Consider the following 18,305-nt stretch of genomic DNA (forward strand, 5'->3'; position numbering starts at 1 on the left):
GGAGAACACACATGCAATTCATCGACACCCATCACGATCAATGGCACACCGTGGGCGGCGAAGACGGCCCGATGGCCCACCCGCCCATCAAGTCGCACAGCCTGCTGACGCTGGCGCAATGGCATGCCGTGCGCGATCAGTGGCCAGCCAAGGACGCGGCCGACCACAAGCCCGTGGGCGTGATCCTGGCCAATGACACCGACATCGAAGTGCTGGAAGCCGACGCGGCCAAGCTGTCTCTGGTGGTGCTGCAGTTTCCCAAATGGACCGATGGCCGTGCGTACACGCAGGCCCGCATCCTGCGTGCACGGTACCGGTTTGGCGGCGAGATTCGCGCCACCGGCGATGTGCTGGTGGACATGATGCCGCTGCTGGCACGCACGGGCTTCAACGCCGTGGTGCTGCGCGCCGATCAAGACCGTGCAGCCGCCGAACGGGCCTTGGGCTTCTTTGGTGCGCGCGGTCATTACCAGGGCGATGTGCAACAAACCCGGCCGGTGTTCGGCCGCGCGGCCTGACCTTCTGACGGAGCCTCAACCATGAGTGAAGTCTCTTCCTTGTTCGGTGGTCCGGCGCCTGCAGGCTCGGCCATCACGCTGTACGCCAAGGCCAGCCCCGACTACGCCACCAAGGTGCACGACACCATCGAACTGCTCAAGGCCGCGGCCGCCGAGCACCCCGGCAAGGTGGTGCAGGCCACCAGCCTGGGCGTGGAAGACATGATCGTGACCGATCTGATCGCTCGCCACCGCTTGCCGATCGCCATCGGCACGCTGGAAACCGGCATGCTCAACCCCGAGACGGCTGCGCTGATCGGCACGATCGAGACGCACTATGCCGACGCAGGCATCCATGTCGAGGTGTACAGGCCCGTGCAGGAAGCGGTGATCGAGTTCGTGCAGAAGAATGGCGAAAAGGCCATGTACGAAAGCATCGACCTGCGAAAAGCGTGCTGCGGCATCCGTAAACTGGAGCCCCTGGCACGCATGCTGGCCGAGCGCAGCGCCTGGATCACCGGTTTGCGCCGCGAGCAGTCGAACAACCGTGGCGACATGCTCGCCCGCGAGACCGATGACAAGGGCCGCGCCAAATTCAACCCGATGATCGAGTGGACCTGGGGCGATGTGTGGCACTACGTGTCTGTCAACCACGTGCCGTACAACCCGCTGCATGACCAGTTCATGCCCAGCATCGGCTGCGCGCCCTGCACGCGCGCCATCGCCGTGGGCGAGGACTTCCGCGCCGGCCGCTGGTGGTGGGAAGACGAGGGTGCCAAGGAATGCGGCCTGCACGTCCACAAATGAACGGCAGCCTGAAGTTTCAAGAGTGAGAACAACATGAGTGATGTGAACCAACTGCTGGCGGAAGTGGACCACCGCCACCTGGATGCGCTGGAAGAAGAAGCGATCTTCATCCTGCGCGAAGTGGCCGCCACCTTCGAGCGCCCAGGCCTGCTGTTTTCCAGCGGCAAGGACTCGTGCGTGGTGCTGCAACTGGCCGAAAAGGCCTTCAAGATGAAGAACCCCGCCACCGGCAAGCTGGAAGGCAAGCTGCCCTTCCCGCTGGTGCACGTGGACACCGGCCACAACTTCCCTGAGGTGATCGAGTTCCGCGAACAGCGCGTGGCCGAGATCGGCGAGCGCCTGATCGTGGCGCACATGGAAGACTCCATCAAGCGCGGCACCGTGCGCCTGGCCCACCCGCTGGAGTCGCGCAACGGCCACCAGACGGTGACCCTGCTGGAAGCCATCGAAGACAACCGGTTCGACTGCCTGATCGGTGGCGCCCGCCGTGACGAAGAGAAGGCCCGCGCCAAGGAACGCATCTTCAGCCACCGCGACAGCTTTGGCCAATGGCAGCCCAAAGAGCAGCGCCCCGAGCTGTGGAACCTGTTCAACACCCGCATCAAGCCGGGCGAGCACTTCCGCGCCTTCCCGATCAGCAACTGGACCGAGCTGGACGTGTGGCTGTACATCGCCCGCGAAAACATCCCGCTGCCGGGCATTTACTACAAGCATCCCCGTCAGGTGATGCGCCGCAAGGGCCTGCTGGTGCCTCTGACCGAAGTCACGCCCGCGCTGGAAGGCGAAACCATCGAGACCGTGGACGTGCGCTTCCGCACCGTGGGTGACATGACCTGCACCTGCCCGGTGGAATCGACCGCAGCGAGCCCGGCCGACATCGTGGCCGAAACCCTGCACGTGACCGTGAGCGAGCGTGGCGCCACCCGCATGGACGACCGCACGTCCGAGGCCTCGATGGAGCGCCGCAAGAAGGAAGGTTATTTCTGATGAGCAACGTGATCCACAACGAGGCCACCGAAGAGCTGGCCCACAAAGCGCTTCGCTTCCTGACCGCAGGCAGCGTGGACGATGGCAAGAGCACCCTGATCGGCCGCCTGCTGTTTGACAGCCGTGCCATCTTGGCCGACCAGCTCGACGCGCTGGAAAAGCGCGCCGCTGGCGCCCCCATCGACCTGTCGCTGCTGACCGATGGCCTGGAAGCCGAGCGCGAGCAAGGCATCACCATCGACGTGGCCTACCGCTACTTCGCCACCAAAACCCGCAAGTTCATCATCGCCGACGCCCCCGGCCACGAGCAGTACACCCGCAACATGGTGACCGCTGCCGCCGGCTCTGACGCCGCCGTGGTGCTGGTGGACATCACCAAGATCGACTGGAAGGCGTCGCCTGTGCCCCTGCTGGCCCAGACCCGCCGCCACAGCCTGCTGGCGCACCTGCTGCGCGTGCCCTCCATCGTGTTCGCCGTGAACAAGCTGGACGCCATCGAGCAAGACACCGAAGCGGCGTTCAACGCCGTCAAGGCCTCGCTGGAAGCCTTTGCCGAGCAGGCGGGCATCGTCAACAAGGGCGTGATCCCGGTGTCGGCCCTGCGCGGCGACAACGTCACCACCCCGTCGGCCAACTGGCCCTGGTACCAGGGCCCCACCCTGCTGCAGGTGCTGGAGCAACTGCCCGTGACCGACGAGCGCCATGACGGCGCCCTGCTGCACCCGGTGCAGTACGTGACGCGCGACGCAGTGGGTGAAGGCGAGGCCAACGCTTCCGGCACGGGCCACCAGTACCGCACCTTCTGGGGCCGCATCGCGCATGGCGCGGTCAAGGCCGGTGACGAAGTGCAGATCTTCCCGAGCGGTCAGACCGCCGTGGTGGCTGAAGTGCGCCACGCCGCCCTGGTGGTGGACCAATGCGAAGCGGGCCAGTCGGCCGGCATCGTGCTGGACCGCCAGGTCGACATCTCGCGCGGCGACTGGATCCACACCCCCGGCTCGATCAAGCCGACCGACAGCTTCAGCGCCACGCTGGCCTGGCTGGACACCGAGCCCGCTGTGGTGGGCCGCAAGTACTGGGTGCGCCATGGCAACCGCTGGGTGCAGGCCCGCATCTCGGCCATCGAAAGCCGCCTGAACATCCAATCGCTGGAAGACTCTGACGCCCAAGAACTGGCCGTCAACGAGATCGGCCGCGTGACCGTGCAAACGCAGCAGCCGCTGCCGGTGGAAGCCTACGTGGACAACCGCGTGGGCGGCGCGCTCATCGTGGTTGATCCAACCACCAACCGCACCTCTGGCGCACTGCTGGTCAAGTAAGGCGGCCATGAGTCAAGCCACTGCACGTGTGATCTTCATCGGCGCCGGCCCTGGCGAGGCCGACCTGATCACCGTGCGCGGCGCCCGCCTGCTGGCGCAGGCGCAGGTGGTGCTGTTCGACGCCCTGGCCGACCCCGGCCTGCGCGACCTCGCACCGTCGGCCACCTGGGTGGACGTGGGCAAGCGCGGCTTTTCTGGCAAAGAAGGCAGTGATTTCAATGGCCAGACCCGCATCAACCGCCTGCTGGTTGAACATGCCCAGGCCGTCGGAGCCAGCCATGGTGCCAACGGCGTGGTGGCCCGACTCAAAGGGGGCGATCCCTCGCTGTTCGGGCGGCTGGAAGAAGAACTGCATGCCTTGCACAGCGCCGGCATCGCCTGCGAGGTGGTGCCGGGCGTGACGTCGGCCTTGGCGGCGGCCGCAGCCACCCTGCGTCCCTTGACCCGGCGGGGCACGGGCCGCAGCGTGAGCTTCACCACGGCCATGACCCGCACCGGCGATCTCCAGTGCGGCATGGGCCCCGGCCAACGCGCCGACACCGAGGTCTTCTACATGGCCGGTCGCCAACTGGCGCCCTTGTCGCAAGGCCTGCTGGATGCCGGCTGGCCCACCAACGCCGAGGTGAGCGTGGTGTCGCGCGCCGGCTGGCCTGACATGCGCCACACCGTGCACACGGTGGGCACGCTGGACGAGGCTTCGGCCATCCATGCCGGCCGCCCCACCCTGGTCATTGTGGGCGCTGGCGCCACCGAACTACCTGACGAACCTTTGACCCACATCCCCCTGTGCGGAGAAGGTCAGCCCCCCGCAAAGGGCTGAGCACCCGTAAAATCCGGCCCCGATCCCCATCATCAACATCAACTGAGAACGTCATGACCCACGTCGTCACCGAAGCCTGCATCCGCTGCAAATACACGGACTGTGTGGACGTGTGCCCGGTGGATTGCTTCCGCGAAGGCCCCAACTTCCTCGTCATCGATCCCGATGAATGCATTGACTGTGCGGTGTGCATCCCCGAATGCCCCGTCAATGCCATCGTCCCGGAAGAAGATGTGCCGGGTGACCAGCAGCAATACATCCAGATCAATGCCGACCTGGCCAAAAAATGGCCCAGCATCACCAAGCGCAAGACGCCACTGCCTGACGCGGATGACTGGAAGGACAAAACGGACAAGCTGGATCAACTGATTCGCTGACATCGGCGTGTCGGCCTCCACCCTGATCGAGACGGACGCCCTGGTCGTCGGGGCGGGCCCTGTCGGCCTGTTCCAGGTCTTTCAGCTGGGCCTGCTGGGCATGAGTGCCCAGGTGGTGGATGCCCTGCCCGAACCCGGGGGACAGTGCGTTGCACTGTATCCCGACAAACCCATCTACGACGTGCCCGGCGTTCCGGCCTGTTCTGGGCGCGAGCTGGCTCAGCGCCTGCTGGAGCAGGCGTCGCCGTTCCTGCCCCGACAGGCCGATGGCCAGTGGGCCTCGCTGCACCTGAACCAACGGGTGGCGAGCCTGCGGCCCACAGGCGACGGCCGGTTCGAGTTGCACACCGACCATGGCCAGCAGTTCCTGGCACGGGCGGTGTTCGTGGCGGCCGGGGCTGGCGCGTTCGTGCCGCGCACACTGAAGATGCCGGGGCTGGCGCTGGCCCCCAATGTGCATCACCACCTGCCGGCGGCCGACGCCACGCCGGCCTGGGCGGGCCAACATCTCGTGGTGCACGGTGGCGGAGAAGAAGCCGTCAGCGCCGTGTTGAACCTGCTGGCCGAGGCGCCCGAGCGGCGCCCAGCCCGCCTGACGCTGCTGCACCGTCGCGATGCCTTTCAGGTGGACGCCGAGCTGGACGCCGCACTGCGTGAGCAGCTGTCGTTGGGCAGCGTTCAGTTGGCGCTGGGCCTGCCGGACGGCGCGGAGTATCAACAAGAACGGCCCGAGGAGGGCCTGCGCAGCCTGCGCTTGCTGGGGGCGGACGGCCAGCACCACCACCTGCCGCTGGACCACTTGTTGATCCGTCTGGGACTGAGCCCCAAACTGGGGCCGCTGAGCGAATGGGGTTTGACGCTGGAGCGCAAGCAGGTGGCCGTGTCACCTGACCGCTTTGAAAGCAGCCTGCCCGGGGTGTATGCCGTGGGTGACATCAACACCTACCCCGGCAAGAAGCGCCTGTTGCTGTGTGGCTTTCATGAGGCCACGCTGGCGGCGCACGCCGCCCATGCCGCGCTGCACCCAGACGCCCCCCAGCACCTGCTTTACACCACCACCAGCCCATTGCTGAAGGCCCGCCTGGGCCGAGGGTGATGTGCCAGCGCCCGCCCGTCGACGGGCATGGCGCTAGAATCCACGCCTTGCTAGGGGTGTGCTGGCCTGTCGTGCCAGCACTGAGAGAGTCCCTTCGAACCTGAACGAGATCATCCTCGCGTAGGGAAGCATGGCCTGCCGGGCCGCTTCGCTCAAGGCGTCATGTGCGCCTGACAGCGCAGAGCAAGCACGGCGGCGTCATCGGCTCCTGCGCGACCATCTGCTGGAGTCCTTCTGATGCGTCGCCTTTCTTTGCGTCCTGCCTTGCCTTGCCGGCCCGTCGCGGTGTCGGTCTCGGTGCTCACCTTGACGGCCCTGTGTGGCGCCATCAATGCGCAGGCTGAAACCACCACCACGGCGACCGCCACCACGCCATCTGCAGACGAGCTGCCCGCCATCGGCGTGAGCGCCAGCATCGTCAAGCGCAGTGCGCGGGCCGGCATCGCCGGACTGGGCGAGCTGCCCGCCTGGCAAACCCCGCTGCAAGCCCAGACCTTCGCGGCCGACACCATGAAGGATGCCGGCATGGCGCGCCTGTCGGACGTGAGCAAGCTGGACGCCAGCACCACCGACTCGTACAACACCACCGGCTACTGGGATTACCTGAGCATTCGGGGCTTCAAGCTGGACAACGCCTACAACTACCGCCGCGAAGGCCTGCCCATCAGCGCCGAGACCCGCCTGCTGCTGGACAACAAAGCGGCGGTGGAGTTGCTCAAGGGCACCAGTGGCCTGCAGTCGGGCGTGAGTTCGCCCGGCGGCCTGGTGAACCTGCTGGTCAAGCGCCCCACGGCGGCGCCGCAGCGCTCGGTGGAGGTGGGTCTGGACGATGCCGGGGCCCAGCGCGGCGCGCTGGACGTGTCGACACGCTTTGGCGCTGATGGCGCCATGGGCCTGCGCGTGAACGCCGCCGCCTCACGCCTGAACACCCACATCGACAACACCAAGGGCCGCGCCTACCTGCTGGCGGTGGCCACCGACTGGCGTTTGTCGGCCGACACCGTGGTGGAGGCTGAACTGGAGCACAGCCGCACGCAACAACCCAGCGTGCCTGGGCTGAGCCTGCTGGGCGATGCCCTGCCCTCTGACACGGCCTACCGCCGCAGCCTCAACCTGAACGACCAGGCCTGGACCCAGCCCGTGGACCTGCGTGGTCTGAGTGGCAGCCTGCGCTGGCGCCAGAACCTGGGTCAGGGCTGGGACAGCAGCGTGATGTATGGGTTTCAGCGCTTGCGCACCGATGACCGGGCGGCGTTTCCATACGGTTACACCGAGCTGGACCATGGCATCTCGTTCTACGACGACGGAACGGTGGACATTTATGACTACCGCTCTGACAACGAGTACCGCCACAGCCAGGCCCTGAAGGCCGAGTTGAATGGCCAAGTGCAGTGGGGTGGCCTGCAGCACCAGTTGCGCTTCAGCGTGATGCGCAGCCTGTACGACACCGACATCAAGCCCCAAGCCTACAACTACAGCGGCACCATTGCCGTGAACGCGCCAGGCACACCGGTGCCGGCAGCCCCCAGCCTGGATGTGGCGGGCACGAACCGCTGGGAGCGCAGCACCGAGTGGTCGGCCTTGGACCACATCCGCTTCTCGGAGACCTGGCAAGCCTGGGTGGGCCTTCGCCACACCCAATTGACCCGCAGCAGCGTTCAAACAGATGGTGGCGAGGCCATTCGCTTGTCGCAGAACGTGACGACCCCCTGGTTGGCCCTGGGCTGGACGGTGGCGCCGCAAACCCAGGCCTACCTGAGCTGGGGCCAGGGCATCGAGCTGAATGCAGCTCCGCGCAACACAGGGCTGGACAATGCTGGTCAGGTTCTGCCCGCCTTGAAGAGCCGCCAGACCGAGCTGGGCATCAAAGGCCAGCACCGCGCTGGTCGAATCAGCGGCCAGTGGGGGGCGAACCTGTTCCTCATCCACCGCCCGCTGGCCGAAGAGGTGAACAACCGCTTCCAGTACGACGGCGAGGCCGAGCACCGTGGCCTGGAGGGCTTCTGGCAAGGGCGCTTCGGTGCCTGGGGCCTGGCCGCCAGCGCCATGATCCTGGACGCCGAGCGCCGCAACAGCGCGACGGCGGCACTGAATGGCAAAGAGCCGGTGAACGTACCGCGCCAGACGGTGAAGCTCTCGGGCAGCCACACCTGGGCCGCCCCGCTGCCCGTGACGCTGCAGATGGACGTGATCCACGAAGGGCGTCGCGCCGTGACGGACGACAACCGCGTGCACCTGCCCAGCTGGACGCGCGCCGACCTGAGCCTGCGCGCCGTGCAGAGCCTGGGTGGCCCGTACAACATCACCTGGCGCGTGGCGGTGCACAACCTGTTCGACGTGCGTGCCTGGCGGGAGTCGCCGAAAGAGTTCGGGCACTATTACCTGTTCCCCATGGCGCGCCGCAGCGTGATGGCCTCGGCGCAAGTGGACTTTTGAGCGACTGCTGAAAAACCGTGATGGTTTTGTGACGTCGGGCGTTGCATGAACGCAGCGCCGGTCACGGAAACGATGCTATAGTCTTGGTCTTCGCAGTCAACGACGGCGAAGTATTCCCCGATAGCTCAGTCGGTAGAGCGCCGGACTGTTAATCCGTAGGTCCCTGGTTCGAGCCCAGGTCGGGGAGCCAAACATCCAAGACGGCCTTGCCTGCCGAAATCGCAAGGCCCGACATCAACAGATATTCCCCGATAGCTCAGTCGGTAGAGCGCCGGACTGTTAATCCGTAGGTCCCTGGTTCGAGCCCAGGTCGGGGAGCCACTCTGCCAACCCAGCCCAGACATCGTCTGCGCTGGGTTTTTTCATGCGCTACCAGACGAGCCAGAGGCACCCGATGCGCCAGGCGCCATTTCCACCGTTTGCACCAGCATGGCCGACAGGCCATCGTCTCCGGTGAACACCTGCTGGTAGCCAGCCTGCCGCAACCAGCGGGCTTCATCGTCGCTGCCGGCCTGCGCCACGGCCACGATGTCGGTATTCAAGGCGCGCGCCGTCTCCAGCATGATCAAGGCCTCTCCGGCGTCGTGGCCCGTCACCACCAGTTGCCGAGCGTGGGCAATGTGGGCCTGGATCAGGGTGGCTGGCTCGACCGCCTCACCAAACACGGCCGCCCACCCCCGTGCGCGCAGGTCTTCCACCACGGCGCGGCTGCGCGCCACCACCACGAACGGCACGCGCTGCGCGTACAAGGCCTCGGCCACACGGCGCCCCACGCCACCGTAGCCCACGAGCACCACCTGCCGGGCCAGGTAGCGTTGGTGGGTGGTGATGGGCAGCTCGGCCAGGGGGTCTTCGCGCGCCTCCAGCCTGCGGGCCAGCTCGGAGCGCTGCAGCACCCATTGCCGCACCGGCTCGATCAGCGAGAACAGCAAGGGATTGAGCGCAATCGAGAGCATGGCCCCGGCCACGATCAGGCTTTTGGCTTCGGCCGGCAACACGCCCAGGCTGGTGCCCAGCGCCGCCAGAATGAATGAAAACTCGCCAATCTGCGCCAGGCTAACGGACACCGTCAGCGCCGTGTTGAGCGGATAGCGAAACGCCAGCACCAAGGCCGCGGCAGCCACTGATTTACCCAGGATGATGATGGCGGCCACCCCCAGCACATGCATCGGTTGATCGACCAGAACCGCCGGATCGAACAGCATGCCCACCGAGACGAAAAACAACACGGCGAAGGCATCGCGAAACGGCAGCGACTCTTCGGCCGCGCGGTGGCTGAACTCGGATTCACGCAAGACCAGGCCGGCGAAAAAGGCCCCCAGGGCCACCGAGACCCCAAACAGCGCAGACGACCCATACGCGATGGTGACGGCCGCCGCCATCACCCCCAACGTGAACAACTCGCGACTGCCCGTTCGACTGATGTGCAACAGCACCCAGGGCAGCACCTTGCGGCCCGCCACCAGCATCACCACCAGGAAGGCGCCCACGGCCAGCAAGGTGCGCAACAGAGTCTGCCAGGCGTCTTGCGCCTGCCCTTCACCGTGCGACCAGGCGGCCACGGTGGGCAACATCACCAGCACGAGCACCATCGCCAGGTCTTCCACCACCAGCCAGCCCACAGCGATCTTGCCGTTGACGCTGTCGATGGCGCCTCGGCTTTCCAGGGCCCTGAGCAACACCACCGTGCTGGCCACCGACAGCGCCACCCCAAAGAGCAACGCGGCGGGCCACGGCCAGCCCCACCACCAGGCCAGCACCGCGCCCATGGCCGTGGCCGTTCCCATCTGCACCACCGCACCAGGCACCGCGATGCGACGCACCGCGATCAAATCGTCCAGAGAGAAGTGCAGCCCCACGCCGAACATCAGCAACATCACGCCGATCTCGGCCAGTTGCATGGCCAGGTTCACGTCGGCCACGAAGCCGGGCGAATGGGGCCCGATCACGATGCCTGCCAGCAGATAGCCGACCAGGGCTGGCAGCTTCAGGCGGCTGGCCACGAAGCCGAACACCAAGGCCAGGCCCAGTGCCGCAGCCAGGGTGACGATCAAGGGCATGGCGCCGTGCATGCGCGATCACCCGCCCCGCATCAGCGAATCCAGCGTCAGGTCGAAGGCTGGCGCAAACACGTCCAGGAAGTAGCGCAGCTCGGGCGTCATGGTGGCGTCCATTTTTTCGCGCACCTGAGCTTCAGCCTGCTCGAACTCTCGGTTGCCATAGCGCAGCTCGGCGCGGCATTTGAGCCAGGCGGCCAGGCGGTCGGCCGTCTTGATCAGCTGCACCTCGTCGTCCGACCAGGCGGCATGCTCCATCATCGGTTTCATGGTTTGCCGAAGCGCCTCGGGCAGCAAGCGGGTCATTTCAACGGCCACCTGCTCTTCCAGGTGGCCCGTGGCCTGACGCATCGCAGGCGAATACTTCACCGGGGTGGGCAAATCACCGGTGATGGCTTCGGTGGCGTCATGGAACAAGGCCTTGGCGGCCACCGCGTCGGGGTTGGCCGGCAGGCCCAGCACATCACGACGGATCACGGCCAGCGCATGGGCCAGCACCGCCACATCCCAACTGTGCTGCGCCACATCCTCTTCCACGGCATTGCGCATCAGCCCCCAGCGCTTGATGAAACGCAGGCGGTACAGGTGAGCGTAAAAGGGGCTGTGGGGAGACAGGGACACGGCACGAACTCGGCAAGGCAATGACAGGTCATCATCTTCGCGCAAAATGAGCGTGCATCAAGCCAACCAAGAACCTTGACCACGCCATGTCGGACGAAATGGGCAAATTGATCCTGATCGCAGTGATTGCACTGTTTGCGGTGTTGGGCTGGCGCGCCTGGCAGATCCGTCAGGCCAGCCCGCAGTGGCCCTCTGTGATGGGCGAGATGCTGTCTGCCCGCGCGGTGGCGCGCAATGAAACCGGCGACGGCAGCGGCCATGACATGCACATGTGGCACAGCGAAGTGCGCTACCGCTACGTGGTGCAGGGCCAAAGCTACACCGGCAACCGCCTTCGGGCCTTTGGCTACAACCACAGCAGCGAGGCCGAGTCACTCAAAGAACTGGCCGACTTTCCGGTGGGCCAGCCCGTGCGCGTGTACTACGACCCGGCCAAACCCTCCGTCAGCGTGCTGATCCCTGGCTGATCATTCCTGAGCGCACCGTCACCCGTGGCTTCCAGCAACTTTTCCCTGGCGTACATGCACCCCGGCTGGTTCACGCCGGTGATGGGGGGCATCGGTCTGGCCCTGGCCTGGTGGCGCGCCGCGCCCACGATGGGCATGCCGGCGTGGTGGATCGGGGTCGTGGTGGGGCTGCTGGCCACGCTGGTGTTTGTCACTGTGGCGGCGATCAGCCTGTGGCGCGTCTTGAAACACCCGGCACAGTGGCGGGCCGATCTGGCCCACCCTGTTCGGCATGCGTTTGTGGCGGCCATCCCGGTGTCGATGATTTTGGTGTCCACCTGGCTGCAAGCCCTGGCGGCATTGCTGGGCCGAGGTGCACTGACGGTGGATGGGCAAACCGTTGTGTTGTCTGCCCACTGGGCCTCATCGCTGACCCGGCTGGCCGACGGGCTGTGGATGCTCGGGGCCGTGACACAGCTGGCCGTGTCGGCCTGGGTGCTGCATCGGTGGTGGCGACAGGGCATGCCACTGGCCGGCGTGACACCCGTGCACCTGATTCCCGTGGTGGGGCATGTGCTGACGCCGCTGGCCGGCATCCGCCTGGGCCATCACGACTGGGCCCTGGCGCAGTTCGCCCTGGGCACGGTGCTCTGGATGATGTGGGCCACCCTGCTGTGGCAACGTCGGCGACGGGGGCCGCCCTTGCCGGCACCACTGGCGCCGGCACGCTTCATTCAGGTGGCGCCACTGGCCGTGATCGGTCTGTCGATGGCCGAGTTGGGCTGGGGCAGTGTGGGGCCCTGGGTGGCCTGGCTGATGGCCACGGTGCTGGTGCTGTGGCTGACCATGCAGCTTCTGCCGCAGCTCAAGACCATGCCTTTTGGCCTGTCACACTGGGCACTGAGCTTTCCGCTGGCGGCCTGGGCCTCACTGAGCTGGATGTTGGGCCATGAACTGTCAAGCCGCACCGGGGTGGCCGGCGCAGCACTGCTGCCCACGGCCTTGCTGGCGGGCGTCACCCTGGTCCTGGCGGGGCTGTCGTCAGCGACCATCAAGGGCCTGCGCCGCCAAGAACTGTTGACACCAGAGCCGGGCCCAACACCACAGGCCCCGACATCGTCCAAGTCGTAGGACAATGGCCTCAGGGCACCTTCAATTGAGCCCGACGCCGCTGGCCCAGGCGTCGGACCGCATTTTCGATGACGCCATGGCATTCGACAACGACAAACACCGCACCGACATCCTGAACCGCCTCAAACGTGCTGAAGGGCAGTTACGGGGCATTCAGCGCATGATCGAAGAAGGTGAAGGTTGCCTGCCCATTGCCACCCAGATGGCGGCCGTGCGCAAGGCCCTGGACAGCACCTATGTGCGCATGACGATGTGTTACGTGGAGCAACACCTTCATGAACAACTCAGTCGGGGTGAGCCCGACGGGGCCGAGCCGGCCCTTGCCCAGATGATGCAGGAAATCGAAACCCTGCTGGGCAAGATACGCTGAAGCACCGCACGCGGGTGGTGGGCTCAACGGGTCTTGCAGGTAGACAGGCCAAACGGCAGGTAAGCCGGACACCAGCCGCTCAGCCCCGTGGCCAGGGGCACGATGCCGATCCAGCCCCAGACCCCGACCGTGCCGGTGGCGGCCAGGCCGATCAGAACAACCCCGGCGGTGATGCGTGCGATGCGGTCCAGGCCGCCAACGTTCGATGTCATGTGCTTCTCCTGTGCGTGTTAACAACGCGTGTGGTGGGTCGAACCCGACCCGTTGATGAAAGTCTGTGACAGCGCCTGCCAGGCATGGTTGGCGCTCAGGAATACATGGGCTTGCATGTGCTCCCACCAAGGCGTAGCGTGCAGTCGGTCTGCCACAGGCCCCTTGATGTCGGTCAAGCACAGCGTGATGCCTTGCTGCGCCAGCCCCTGCTGCCACTCGATCAGGGCCTGCAAGGCCGTGTGGTCCACGTGATTGACCGCACTCATCAGCAGCACCAGCGTTCGTGTGCCGGGACGGCGCGCCAACATGGCCATGACGCCCTGCTCCACCCGCTGGATGTTGGTGAACTCCAGGCTCTCGTCCACCCGCACCATGAGCACGCCGGGCAGGCGCTCGACCTGATGGCGATCAACATTGCGGAAATGCTCGGTGCCGGGCACCCGGCCCACTTCGGCCACGTGGGGTTGGCTGTGTCGCCAGACCATGGCCCCCAATGACCACACCAGCCCCACCAGCAAGCCCACTTCAAAGCCCAGCAGCAGCACCCCCAGCAAGGTGCTGGCGAAGGCCCCTGCATCGGCGCGATCGTAGGCCCAGGTGGCGCGCCAGGGCGCCCAGGTCACCAGGTTGGCCACGGCCATGATGATCACGGCCGACAGCGTGGCGCGCGGCAACCAGGCCAGGGCAGGCAACACCAGCGCGATCAGCAGCACCAGCAACACGGCGGTGATCACGCCCGCCAACGGGCTGCGCGCCCCCGCAGCCTCGTTGACCACCGTGCGTGACAGCCCGCCGGAGACCGCCAAACCGCCCAACAAGCCACCGCCCAGATTGGCCAGCCCCAGGCCCAGCAACTCGCGGTCGGCGTCCACACGGTCACCGTGCTTGAGCGCAAACGTCTGCGCCACCGACATGCTGCTGACAAAGCCCACCAGGCTGACCAGCAACACCGGCAGCACCAGGTCACCGGCCATGCGCCATGTCAGCTCAGGCCCCAGCAAGGACCAGACCTCGCCGGGCCGTCCCAGGCTCAAGGGCCCGACCACCTGCACTTGAGGACCGTTGGTGCTGGCCCACCACCACGCCAGCGCGCCCGACAAGGTCAGCACCAACAAGGGCCAGAGTCGGCCCAGCAGCCAAGAAGCCCGCAGCCCTGGCCCGCCCTGCCGCACACGCCCAAGCCAGCGAGGCCCCACCCACAAGGCCAGCAGCGAGGTCATGCCCACCATCGCGTCCACACCGGGCATGACGTCGGCGGCGGTGCCCCAACGGCTGGCCACCGTCTGCCACATGTCCGGCAAGGTGTGACCCAAGCCACGCGTGCCCAGCAGCGGCCCCAGTTGCCCCGCCAGGATCAACAGGGCGGACGCCACCGTGAAGCCCTGCACCACAGGCCGGCTCATCAGTTGCGACAAGAAACCCATGCGCAACACGCCCATGACCAGCATCAGCGCGCCGCTGGCCACCGCCAGCAAGGCCGACAGCAACACGTACAGCGGCGAGCCCGCCAAGGCCAGCGGTGACAGCGCGTGCGCCACCATCAAGGACGTGACCGCCGCAGGCCCGACCGACAGCGTCCTGCTGTCACCAAACACGGCGTAGGCCAGCAGGGGCAGGATGCTGGCCAACAAGCCCGCATGGGGCGGCAGGCCTGCCAACATGGCATAGGCCAGGCTTTGCGGCACCAGCATCACGGCCACCACCAGACCGGCGCTCAGGTCACCGGGCAAATCGCTGCGCTGCCATCGGCGCCACCACACCGGTGGCATGGCCCAAGGAGACGGTGCCTGGTGCGGGGTCACGCGCGGTGCTCCGTCGCACCACACACGCGGCTGTGCAGCACCGCCATCACCGCCGCCGCATCGGCGCTGGCCAGACGGTAGAACACATGTTTGCCTTCGCGGCGCGTGCCCACCAGCCCCTCTTGCCGCAACACCCCCAGTTGCTGCGACAAGGTGGGCTGACGGATGCCCAGGTCGCGCTCAAGCTCGCTGACGCAAAACTCGCCCTGGGCCAAGCGGCACATCAGCACCAGCCTGTCCACATGGGCCATCACCTTCAACAAAGCACACGCCTGCGCCGCCGAGGCCTGCAATTCCAACAGGTTGACCGGCGCCGGCGGACGCCCGCAAGGCTCGCCGTGCGCTGGCGCGGCGCCCGCAGCGGCCTGCTCAGGTGTGGGCATTGACAGTTTCATACCAAACATTATATCTATAGATATACTATTATTCAATCAACTGATGACACGCCGTGAGTTGTCCCGGAGCCCCCCATGAACACCCCTTCCTCGCATACGCCTGCGCAGCACCCGCTGGTGCACAGCCTCTTTGACCCCGACACCAGCACCTTCACCCACATCGTGCACGACCGTCCTGGCGGACACGCCGCGATCGTCGACCCTGTGCTGGATTACGACGCCGCTTCAGGGCGAACCAGCACCCGCAGCGCGGATCAAGTGGTGTCGTTCGTGCGGGATCAGGGGCTGACGGTGCAATGGATTCTGGAAACCCATGCCCACGCGGATCACCTGTCGGCCGCGCCCTACCTGAAGCAAACGCTGGGAGGACGCGTGGCCATTGGCGCGGCCATCCAGCGGGTGCAACGCACATTCAAGGCCCTGTTTCACCTGGAGCCCGACTTCGCCACGAACGGCACACAGTTTGATCACCTGTTCGCCGACGGCGACACCTTCCAGATCGGAGACCTGACGGCGCAAGCCTGGCATGTGCCCGGCCACACCCCGGCAGACATGGCCTATGTGGTGGGCTCGGCCGTGTTCGTGGGCGACACGATCTTTCCGCCGGATGTGGGCACGGCCCGTTGTGACTTTCCCGGTGGCGACGCGCACCAGCTCTACCAGTCGGTTCGGCGCTTGTTGGCCTTGCCTGACAACACGCGCCTGTACCTGTGCCATGACTACCCCCCGGCCCACCGCGTCACGCCCCAGTCGGTCACGACGGTGGGCGAACAACGTGCACACAACATCCATGTCCGCCATGGCATCAGCGAGACCGAATTCGTGCAGATGCGGCAGTCCCGGGATGCCACGCTGGGCATGCCCCGACTGATCCTGCCTTCGGTGCAGGTGAACATCCGCGCGGGCCAGTTGCCGCCGCCCGAAGACAACGGCACCCGCTACCTGAAGATCCCGCTCAATGCCTTGTGATCCTTCGTCTGATCAAGGCGCCGTCGTGGGCCAGCCTTGGGCCTTCCAGCCGCTCATGCCGCCCACCACATAGCGCACGTGCTCGTAGCCTGGCTGCGACTGCAACCGCCGCCACGCCGCACGCGAGCGATTCTGGGTGGCACAGATCAGGTACACGGGTTTGGCAGGATCGGTCGGGATCTCGTGCCAGCGCTCGCGCCACTGGCTGGTGGGCAGCAAGCGCACGCCAGCGGCAATGCCGGCGGCATGCTCATGGGGCTCACGAATGTCGATGAGTACGGCCTGCCCGCGCTCATGGGCCTGGCGGGCCTGCGCCAAGGTGACGCTTTCACCGGGCGTCGATGTCGCGTGGGCCTGCCGTGCCCATTGCATCGCCACCATGGCGCCCCCCAGCAACAGGGCCAGCCCACCCGCCAGGCGACGGCGACGCGATGGGTCTGGCACGGCTTGCACGGACGGGTTGGTGAACCTTGGACCTTCAGACATGGGCACTCCTCAGCATGGGGCACAACACGGGCGACAGTCTGGCATACGATAAGGGGTATGCAAGTTGCCGCCAAGCGGTGTCCCTGAGTGACTGAGGGACAATCTGCCCATGCCTCATCACATCGACACGGCCCCCTACCCCACGCGGCAGGCACCCCGGCATCCCTTTCCGGTGCAGGCCTTGCCACCCAGCGACGAGTCGCGCGAGGTGTTGCACAACGAGGTGCACGCACGCCCGCCAGCCCGCATCCGTCTGCCCGCGCTGGTGGTTTATGTGGCGGTGCTCAACGAAGGCGTCACCCGAGAACAGGAATGCGCGCACCTGCGGGCCCTGTCGGGCCAGGACGACCTGCCGGTGCAGGCCCTGGCCGGCAATTTTTTGCGGCTGCGGTTTGACAACTACACCTTGAAGTGGGAGCGGCACACCGAGTTCTCTCGGTACTCTCTGGTGCAGAAACTGCCCGATGACGCGCTGAACGGCGGCGATGAAGCCGCCTTGCTGCAATCGCTGGTGATCCCGCCTTCGTGGTGGGCGGCCATCCCGGGCAAAACGGTGACGGCCATCATGATGGCCATGGTGCATGGCGATGTGGATGACCCCACCGCCATGCGGCGCACCGCCGAGCCCTGGCTGGACAGCCGCGAGCCCCTGGCGTCGCTGCTGGGGGTGCGCCGCTCATGTGCCATGAGCAACTTCCGCCTGCGTGACAGCGGGTTTGAGCGCCTGCTGGTGATCTCGCCGCCCAACACCTCGGAGTTGCGGGCGGGGCGGCTGTCGCAACGCCTGCTGGAAGTGGAAACCTACCGGCTGATGGCCCTGCGCGGTCTGCCCGTGGCCAAGGAACTGGCCCCGATGCTGAGCGAGGCCGAAAGCCAGCTGGCCGACATCACCGCGCGCATGGAGCAAGCCGACACCTCTGATCAAGCCCTGCTGGACACGCTGATCGCGCTGGCTGCACGCATTGAGCGGGCCACCGCCAGCCACATGTACCGATTCTCGGCCACCCTGGCTTACCACCGGCTGGTTGAACAGCGCATCGAAGAGATGCGGGAGGCGCCCATCCCGGGCACGCAGATGCTGGGCGAGTTTTTGCAGCGCCGGCTGGCCCCGGCCATCAACACGGTACAGGCCACGGCGCAGCGGCTCAACGCCCTGTCACAGCGCATCGAGCGCACCAGCGCCTTGCTGCGCACCAGGGTGGACATCGCGGCCGAAGCACAAAACCAGCAACTGCTGGAAAAGCTCACCAAAGGGCAAGAGCTGCAACTGCGCCTTCAAAGCACGGTGGAGGGCCTGTCCATCGCGGCCATCTCTTATTACGTGATCAGCCTGATCCTGTACGCCGGCAAGGCCGCCAAGGCCGCAGGCATCGGTGTGCACCCCGAGATGTTGGCCGGCGCACTGACACCGGTGGTGGTGCTGACCATCTGGTGGGCCACCCGGCAAATCCGCAAACGCCTGCACGATTGATCACG

The 18,305-nt window shown here is 66.2% G+C and carries 19 protein-coding genes, 2 tRNA genes and 1 riboswitch; of the genes, 15 read left to right on the forward strand and 6 right to left on the reverse strand.

The features are described from left to right. The first annotated feature begins 11 nt into the window (after positions 1-11). The 10 genes from WNB94_RS15440 to WNB94_RS15485 all read left to right on the forward strand — a co-directional run bounded on the left by WNB94_RS15440 (position 12) and on the right by WNB94_RS15485 (position 8,660). Entirely contained in the window at positions 12-518 is a 507-nt protein-coding gene (locus tag WNB94_RS15440) for a DUF934 domain-containing protein (protein ID WP_341391267.1), read from the forward strand. 21 nt (positions 519-539) lie between these two features. Next, complete coding sequence (locus tag WNB94_RS15445; protein ID WP_341391268.1) at positions 540-1,304, forward strand: phosphoadenylyl-sulfate reductase; 765 nt, start codon at positions 540-542, stop codon at positions 1,302-1,304. A gap of 33 nt (positions 1,305-1,337) precedes the next feature. After that, positions 1,338-2,291 carry a sulfate adenylyltransferase subunit CysD gene (gene cysD / locus WNB94_RS15450; RefSeq protein WP_341391269.1) on the forward strand — a complete coding sequence of 318 codons (954 nt, stop codon included), beginning with the start codon at positions 1,338-1,340 and terminating at the stop codon, positions 2,289-2,291. Continuing rightward, positions 2,291-3,610, forward strand: a complete 1,320-nt coding sequence (locus WNB94_RS15455) for a sulfate adenylyltransferase subunit 1 (RefSeq protein ID WP_341391270.1) — start codon at positions 2,291-2,293, stop codon at positions 3,608-3,610. Before cysD ends, WNB94_RS15455 begins: the two co-directional genes overlap by 1 nt. 7 nt (positions 3,611-3,617) lie before the next feature. Continuing rightward, on the forward strand, positions 3,618-4,430 hold the full coding sequence (gene cobA / locus WNB94_RS15460; RefSeq protein WP_341391271.1) for a uroporphyrinogen-III C-methyltransferase: 813 nt from the start codon (positions 3,618-3,620) through the stop codon (positions 4,428-4,430). 53 nt (positions 4,431-4,483) lie between these two features. After that, a complete protein-coding gene (gene fdxA / locus WNB94_RS15465) occupies positions 4,484-4,807 on the forward strand; it encodes a ferredoxin FdxA (protein WP_341391272.1) in 324 nt (107 codons plus the stop codon). Between the two features lie 7 nt (positions 4,808-4,814). Continuing rightward, a complete protein-coding gene (locus tag WNB94_RS15470) occupies positions 4,815-5,903 on the forward strand; it encodes an NAD(P)/FAD-dependent oxidoreductase (RefSeq protein ID WP_341391273.1) in 1,089 nt (362 codons plus the stop codon). Positions 5,904-5,945: 42 nt separating this feature from the next. Beyond that, positions 5,946-6,047, forward strand: a riboswitch (TPP riboswitch). 93 nt (positions 6,048-6,140) lie between these two features. Then, positions 6,141-8,339, forward strand: a complete 2,199-nt coding sequence (locus WNB94_RS15475) for a TonB-dependent siderophore receptor (RefSeq protein WP_341391274.1) — start codon at positions 6,141-6,143, stop codon at positions 8,337-8,339. A gap of 114 nt (positions 8,340-8,453) precedes the next feature. Continuing rightward, positions 8,454-8,529, forward strand: a tRNA-Asn gene (locus tag WNB94_RS15480). A 55-nt stretch (positions 8,530-8,584) separates the two neighbouring features. Next, positions 8,585-8,660, forward strand: a tRNA-Asn gene (locus WNB94_RS15485). A 41-nt stretch (positions 8,661-8,701) separates the two neighbouring features. On the opposite strand, the gene WNB94_RS15490 is transcribed toward WNB94_RS15485, so the two are convergent. Together WNB94_RS15490 and yfbR are read right to left on the reverse strand one after the other, a co-directional pair. Further along, the gene (locus WNB94_RS15490; RefSeq protein ID WP_341391275.1) at positions 8,702-10,411 is read right to left on the reverse strand and encodes a cation:proton antiporter; all 1,710 of its coding nucleotides are present in this window, start codon (positions 10,409-10,411) and stop codon (positions 8,702-8,704) included. Between the two features lie 6 nt (positions 10,412-10,417). Further along, positions 10,418-11,017 (reverse strand): 5'-deoxynucleotidase, encoded by a 600-nt coding sequence (gene yfbR / locus WNB94_RS15495; protein WP_341391276.1) that lies wholly within the window; start codon positions 11,015-11,017, stop codon positions 10,418-10,420. 86 nt (positions 11,018-11,103) lie between these two features. Between yfbR and WNB94_RS15500 the strand changes: the two genes are divergently transcribed. The 3 genes from WNB94_RS15500 to WNB94_RS15510 all read left to right on the forward strand — a co-directional run bounded on the left by WNB94_RS15500 (position 11,104) and on the right by WNB94_RS15510 (position 12,964). Then, on the forward strand, positions 11,104-11,484 hold the full coding sequence (locus WNB94_RS15500; RefSeq protein ID WP_341391277.1) for a DUF3592 domain-containing protein: 381 nt from the start codon (positions 11,104-11,106) through the stop codon (positions 11,482-11,484). Between the two features lie 24 nt (positions 11,485-11,508). Continuing rightward, a complete protein-coding gene (locus WNB94_RS15505; RefSeq protein ID WP_341391278.1) occupies positions 11,509-12,594 on the forward strand; it encodes an SLAC1 family transporter in 1,086 nt (361 codons plus the stop codon). A 76-nt stretch (positions 12,595-12,670) separates the two neighbouring features. After that, positions 12,671-12,964 carry a metal-sensing transcriptional repressor gene (locus WNB94_RS15510; RefSeq protein ID WP_341391279.1) on the forward strand — a complete coding sequence of 98 codons (294 nt, stop codon included), beginning with the start codon at positions 12,671-12,673 and terminating at the stop codon, positions 12,962-12,964. 23 nt (positions 12,965-12,987) lie between these two features. Here WNB94_RS15510 and WNB94_RS15515 read toward each other — a convergent pair whose 3' ends face one another. The 3 genes from WNB94_RS15515 to WNB94_RS15525 are packed head-to-tail and all read right to left on the reverse strand — an operon-like array spanning position 12,988 to position 15,362. Next, positions 12,988-13,176: a YgaP family membrane protein gene (locus tag WNB94_RS15515; protein WP_341391280.1), complete on the reverse strand. Its 189-nt coding sequence runs from the start codon at positions 13,174-13,176 to the stop codon at positions 12,988-12,990. 18 nt (positions 13,177-13,194) lie between these two features. Next, positions 13,195-14,979, reverse strand: a complete 1,785-nt coding sequence (locus WNB94_RS15520; RefSeq protein ID WP_341391281.1) for a SulP family inorganic anion transporter — start codon at positions 14,977-14,979, stop codon at positions 13,195-13,197. Then, positions 14,976-15,362: a metalloregulator ArsR/SmtB family transcription factor gene (locus WNB94_RS15525; RefSeq protein WP_341391282.1), complete on the reverse strand. Its 387-nt coding sequence runs from the start codon at positions 15,360-15,362 to the stop codon at positions 14,976-14,978. Before WNB94_RS15525 ends, WNB94_RS15520 begins: the two co-directional genes overlap by 4 nt. Before the next feature lie 87 nt (positions 15,363-15,449). On the opposite strand from WNB94_RS15525, the gene WNB94_RS15530 reads away from it, so the two are divergent. Continuing rightward, positions 15,450-16,343 carry an MBL fold metallo-hydrolase gene (locus WNB94_RS15530; protein WP_341391283.1) on the forward strand — a complete coding sequence of 298 codons (894 nt, stop codon included), beginning with the start codon at positions 15,450-15,452 and terminating at the stop codon, positions 16,341-16,343. A 12-nt stretch (positions 16,344-16,355) separates the two neighbouring features. Here WNB94_RS15530 and WNB94_RS15535 read toward each other — a convergent pair whose 3' ends face one another. After that, complete coding sequence (locus WNB94_RS15535) at positions 16,356-16,829, reverse strand: rhodanese-like domain-containing protein (RefSeq protein ID WP_341391284.1); 474 nt, start codon at positions 16,827-16,829, stop codon at positions 16,356-16,358. Positions 16,830-16,938: 109 nt separating this feature from the next. Here WNB94_RS15535 and WNB94_RS15540 point away from each other — a divergent pair, with 109 nt between their 5' ends. Continuing rightward, positions 16,939-18,300 carry a DUF3422 family protein gene (locus WNB94_RS15540; protein ID WP_341391285.1) on the forward strand — a complete coding sequence of 454 codons (1,362 nt, stop codon included), beginning with the start codon at positions 16,939-16,941 and terminating at the stop codon, positions 18,298-18,300. The last annotated feature ends 5 nt before the right edge of the window (positions 18,301-18,305 follow it).

It is taken from the genome of Aquabacterium sp. A3 (assembly GCF_038069945.1).
Lineage (GTDB): Bacteria > Pseudomonadota > Gammaproteobacteria > Burkholderiales > Burkholderiaceae_C > Aquabacterium.